General features: G+C 37.1%; 7 protein-coding genes. All 7 read left to right on the top strand.

Going from position 1 to position 5,079, the window contains the following annotated elements; translation table 11 throughout:
* The coding region (locus T429_RS09935) for a TrbC/VirB2 family protein (RefSeq protein WP_034456146.1) at positions 1 to 151 on the top strand (151 nt) is incomplete at its 5' end.
* Between the two features lie 88 nt (positions 152 to 239).
* Positions 240 to 557, top strand: a complete 318-nt coding sequence (gene trwL / locus T429_RS0108315; RefSeq protein WP_005774945.1) for a VirB2 family type IV secretion system major pilin TrwL — start codon at positions 240 to 242, stop codon at positions 555 to 557.
* 231 nt (positions 558 to 788) lie between these two features.
* Positions 789 to 1,100, top strand: a complete 312-nt coding sequence (locus T429_RS11110; protein WP_005774946.1) for a hypothetical protein — start codon at positions 789 to 791, stop codon at positions 1,098 to 1,100.
* A gap of 12 nt (positions 1,101 to 1,112) precedes the next feature.
* A complete protein-coding gene (locus tag T429_RS0108325) occupies positions 1,113 to 1,421 on the top strand; it encodes a VirB3 family type IV secretion system protein (RefSeq protein WP_005774947.1) in 309 nt (102 codons plus the stop codon).
* 2 nt (positions 1,422 to 1,423) lie between these two features.
* Positions 1,424 to 3,895: a VirB4 family type IV secretion/conjugal transfer ATPase gene (locus tag T429_RS0108330; RefSeq protein ID WP_005774509.1), complete on the top strand. Its 2,472-nt coding sequence runs from the start codon at positions 1,424 to 1,426 to the stop codon at positions 3,893 to 3,895.
* Positions 3,892 to 4,638: a TrbJ/VirB5 family protein gene (locus T429_RS0108335; RefSeq protein WP_005774948.1), complete on the top strand. Its 747-nt coding sequence runs from the start codon at positions 3,892 to 3,894 to the stop codon at positions 4,636 to 4,638. Before T429_RS0108330 ends, T429_RS0108335 begins: the two co-directional genes overlap by 4 nt.
* 189 nt (positions 4,639 to 4,827) lie before the next feature.
* Positions 4,828 to 5,079: type IV secretion system protein (locus T429_RS09940; RefSeq protein WP_034456149.1), on the top strand; the 252-nt coding region annotated here is incomplete at its 3' end.

Genomic DNA, 5,079 nt, shown 5'->3' on the forward strand with positions numbered 1-5,079 from the left:
CCCTATCGCTGCTGCTATTATACTGTTGTGCTTAGCAATTGGTTATGCAGGACGCTACATCGGAAAGGATACTTTCGTGCGCTGGGCAGTCGGTGTTGTCATCGCAGGTTCTGCGACCCAGCTTGTTACAATGCTGTTTAAAGCAGCGTAATAGTAGCATTAATCATAAAACACAATATGTTTATTAATATAAAATAATTATTTAGTATTTTAACTTACAATTTTAATAAGAGTAAAACATGCAAAAATTAATTAGTCTTCAATCAAAAATTAATAAAAAAATCACTGCAATTTCTACCGCTTTAACTGTGTTTTTTATGGACACTTCTGCTTATGCCGCAGCGAAAACTTTACAAAATGCAGAGAACGCTCTAACAGAATTGCAAGCAGATATTAAAGTAATTATTCCTATTGCTGCTGCTGTTATACTGTTGTGCTTAGCAATTGCTTATGCAGGACGCTACATTGGAAAGGATACATTTGTACGGTGGGCAGTTGGTGTTGTCATAGCAGGTTCTGCTGCTGAACTTGTTAAAATGCTGTTTAAAACAACGTAATAGTGGTATTAATAATAAAATACAGTACATTTATATAGTGAACAATCGATATTATATTGGGCTCTAAAACTAAAATTTCTGTAGTATTATTGAACGATAATTTATGAGTCTGTATAATACATAATGTTTTTAATATTCATCGATTATAGGTTTGTACCAGTAATAACGTCGCTTATACTACAAAAAAGGAATATTATTTATAGCAACTTTTATTAAAAGGGGATAAAAGATATGAAACGATCAAATACGCTTAGGGTAAAAACGTGCAATAGGATTAGTGTTATTGTTACCACTTCAATGATGTTATTAATAACGCAATCTGCATATACTCAGACGGAAACAAAGAGCTTAGACGTTTTTATAGGCATGCAATATGGATTCAGTATACTTATTCCTATCGCTGCTGCCATCATTCTTTTATTTCTTTTGCTTATTTATATATTTCGCATCATCGCAAAAGCTACATTTATGCGATGGGCATTTAGCGTCATTATTGCTGGTGCGGCCTTCTATATTAGCCACATATTATTTCACCTCCAGTGACAAGAGCATCCCATGAAATCACAAGAACAAAAAGAATTCCCCCTCTTCAAAGGAGCAACACGTGTTCCAACGATATGGGGTGTCCCCATGATGCCATTTATCGTTATGCTTATGGGAGTTGCTGTTATTGCTATGACGGTAAGTATCTTTTTGTGGATTATAGCACCACCATTATGGTTCATTATGGTGCAAATTACTAAAAATGATGATAAAGCATTTCGTATCTGGTGGTTATGGATTGATACAAAATTTCGTAATCGCAACAAAGGTTTTTGGGGCGCATCAAGTTATAGTCCCTCTGATTATAGTAAAAGGAGATAAACATGACAGCTGTTGAAAGCAGCAAACGTCTCGCATCAGAGACACCTGTAAGCCTGTTCCTCCCTTATTCCCATCATATTACAGATACGATTATCTCTACGAAGAATGCAGAATATTTGTCAATTTGGAAAATTGACGGTCGTTCGCATCAAAGCGCTTCAGAAGAAGATATTTTTCAATGGACAAAAGAGCTTAATAATACTCTACGGGGTATTGCATCAGCTAATTTATCATTTTGGACACATATCGTGCGCCGTCGTGTTTATGAATATCCTGATTCAACATTTGATCAAATGTTTTGCTATCAGCTTGATGAAAAATATCGGCAAAGTTTTGCGGGTTATAATTTGATGGTCAATGATTTGTATTTGACTGTCGTCTTCCAGCCGATAGCGGATAAAATTATGTCGTTCTTTTCTAAACATGAGCGCGAAACGCTTGATCAAAAAAAGATGCGACAAGATTCATGTATCAAAGAACTCAATGACGTCAATCGTACTTTAGGCCAATCTTTAAAACGTTATGGTGCAGAACTTCTTGGTGCTTATGAAAAAAATGGACATGTTTATTCTTCTGCACTTGAATTCCTTGGAATGCTTGTCAACGGTGAATATCGTCCTATGCCCATTTGCCATGACCGTTTTGCTGACTATATGTCAATCAATCGACCATTTTTCTCAAAATGGGGTGCTCTTGGTGAGCTACGTACAACCAGTGGAACACGTCGATTTGGAATGTTGGAAATTAAAGAATACGATGCAACAACTAAACCAGGACAACTGAATTCTTTGTTGGAAAGTGACTTCGAATTCATATTGACGCAGAGCTTTTCGGTGCTCTCTCGGCATGCTGCTAAAGATTATTTGCAGCGACATCAGCGTAATCTTATTGATGCACGTGATGTGGCAACAAGCCAAATTGCACAGATTGACGAAGCCTTAAACCAGCTTATCAGTGGACATTTTGTCATGGGGGAACATCATTGTACATTGACCATATATGGTGATACAATTCAACAAGTTCGCGACCATATGGCCAAAGCAAGTGCAGCATTATTAGACGTTGCGGTATTACCCAAACCCGTGGATTTGGCGATAGAAGCTGGCTATTGGGCACAACTTCCTGGTAATTGGAAATGGAGACCCCGCCCTGCCCCAATTACATCACTAAATTTTTTATCATTTTCATCTTTTCATAATTTTATGTCAGGAAAGCCCACTGGAAATCCGTGGGGACCAGCGGTCACAATTCTTAAAACGACCAGTAAAACACCGCTTTATTTCAATTTTCATGCCTCCAAACTTGAAGAAGATTCGACTGACAAGCGATTGCTCGGTAATACCGCACTCATCGGACAATCCGGATCTGGTAAAACTGTGTTGCTCGGCTTTTTGTTAGCACAAGCACAAAAATTTAAACCAACGACTGTTGTTTTTGATAAAGATCGTGGCATGGAAATTGCTATTCGGGCCATGGGAGGAAGGTATTTAACATTCAAGGCTGGGAGATCGAGTGGCTTTAATCCATTTCAGCTTCCTCCCACACAAGATAATCTGATTTTTCTTAAACAATTTGTTAAAAAATTAGCAGAAGCAGGTGGTGAAGTCACACATCACGACGAAGAAGAAATTAATAAAGCTGTTATGTCTGTTATGAGCAGTAACATTGACCCATCGCTGCGTCGTTTATCTTTTCTGGTGCAATTCTTACCAAATCCGCGTTTAAGTGATTATAATGCGCACCCGTCTGTTCACGCTCGTCTACTCAAATGGTGTGAAGGTGGTGATTATGGTTGGTTATTTGATAATCCCCATGATGCTCTTGATCTTTCAACCCATCAAATTTACGGCTTTGATATCACTGAATTCTTAGATAATCCAGAAACGCGTACTCCAGTGATGATGTATCTTCTTTACCGTACAGAGGGTATGATTAGCGGACAGCGGTTTATGTATATCTTTGATGAGTTCTGGAAACCTTTGCAGGATCCATACTTTGAAGATTTGGCAAAAAATAAACAAAAGACTATCCGTAAACAAAATGGTATTTTTGTTTACGCAACACAAGAGCCTAGCGATGCTTTGGAAAGTAATATTGCCAAAACACTCATTCAACAATGTGCAACTTATATTTTTCTAGCTAACCCCAAAGCAAATTATGAAGATTATACAAAAGGCTTTAAATTAACAGATACTGAATTTGAACTCGTCAAAGGACTTGGTGAGTTTAGTCGTCAATTCCTCATTAAACAGGGTGATCAATCTGCGCTTGCAGAACTGAATCTTGGCAAATTCCATGTAACAAGCGATGGAAAAACTATTGAACATGATTTTAGTGACGAACTCTTGGTGTTATCAGGTACGCCGGATAACGCAGAGTTAGCTGAAAGCATTATTGCAGAAGTTGGTGATGATCCAGCGATATGGTTACCAATTTTTTTACGGCACGCCAAAAATGACAGGAGGGAAACATGAAGAAACAGGTCATTTCAATAGCAATAGCAATAACTTTGGGAATTTCAAATCCAGCGAGGGCTTTTATAGTTGGAGGGGTCGCCGATTCATCCTCATTACAGGATTTTTTTGGTTGGCCTTCATCATACAAAAAGTCAACTCCTCCACAACCAAAGCCAGTTCCTCCACAACTAAAGAAAATAAGTCCTAGAGAGCTCCTTGAGGTTGTAAAAAAACAGCTTGAGGAGGTAAAAAAGATACACGAATCTATAACGGGCAGCCAAAAACTTAAAAATGCGCAAATAGACCACAGCAGTTTTTTTCTCAAAAATCCAGAACTGCTCTACAATAGAAATAAACCTTCTGCTCTATCTGCATCCCTTGAGAATATTTTAAAAGAAGAAGAAATTCCTGCCTCTATCCATGAATCTAGCAGTTTTATCAACAACCGCACCCAATATGCAGCTATTACTGATAAAGCTGTAAGTTTAAAGACTTTTCAGGAAGCAAGCTATCGTTTTCAAAAAATTGAAGAACTATTAAACGAAATCAAGACAACAAAAGATCTAAAAGGCATTGCAGAGTTACAAGCACATATAATTGGAATGCTCGCTATGCTACAGAATGAAACAGCAAAACTACAAATGGTCGCACATTTACGTAACGCTGAACATACACTTATCAAACAGCAGAAAGATAAACATAATATAAAAATTTTGAACAGTAAAAACACAAAAATGCCTACCATAAGATTTATTAGATAGAGCTTTTATAATAACAATTTGTATATTATTTTTTCTATATGCTCGTAAAAAGCAAAAGTAAATGCGTAATATTCAGTCCTCTATCATAACTGAAAAAGTCTACAGAGACTAATTACATTCTGAAAAAATCAACGAAAAATGTTTTAAAAATCATGATAAAAAATTGAAAATTCGTTAAAGAGGAATGCCATGGACTTCACTGTGTTTACGCAACTTTTCAATAAAATTGATCAGATAACAAAAACATATGTCACGGATATTTCCTCAAAAGCCATTGTGACAATCACACCCTTTGTAACAATCGGTCTCACAATCACTTTCCTCATCTATGGATGGCTCATTATGCGTGGCGCTATCGATATGCCACTCTCCGGATTTGTAAACCGTTTCCTGCGTATCAGTATTATTACTTCAATCGCTCTTACCACAGGACTTTATCAA

This window comes from Bartonella elizabethae F9251 = ATCC 49927, from assembly GCF_000518165.1.
Lineage (GTDB): Bacteria > Pseudomonadota > Alphaproteobacteria > Rhizobiales > Rhizobiaceae > Bartonella > Bartonella elizabethae.

Excerpts from the sequence above, each read along its gene's own strand:
- trwL (WP_005774945.1), top strand. The coding sequence starts at position 240 with ATGCAAAAATTAATTAGTCTTCAATCAAAAATTAATAAAAAAATCACT.
- T429_RS0108330 (WP_005774509.1), top strand. The coding sequence starts at position 1,424 with ATGACAGCTGTTGAAAGCAGCAAACGTCTCGCATCAGAGACACCTGTA.
- T429_RS0108325 (WP_005774947.1), top strand. The coding sequence starts at position 1,113 with ATGAAATCACAAGAACAAAAAGAATTCCCCCTCTTCAAAGGAGCAACA.
- T429_RS11110 (WP_005774946.1), top strand. The coding sequence starts at position 789 with ATGAAACGATCAAATACGCTTAGGGTAAAAACGTGCAATAGGATTAGT.
- T429_RS0108335 (WP_005774948.1), top strand. The coding sequence starts at position 3,892 with ATGAAGAAACAGGTCATTTCAATAGCAATAGCAATAACTTTGGGAATT.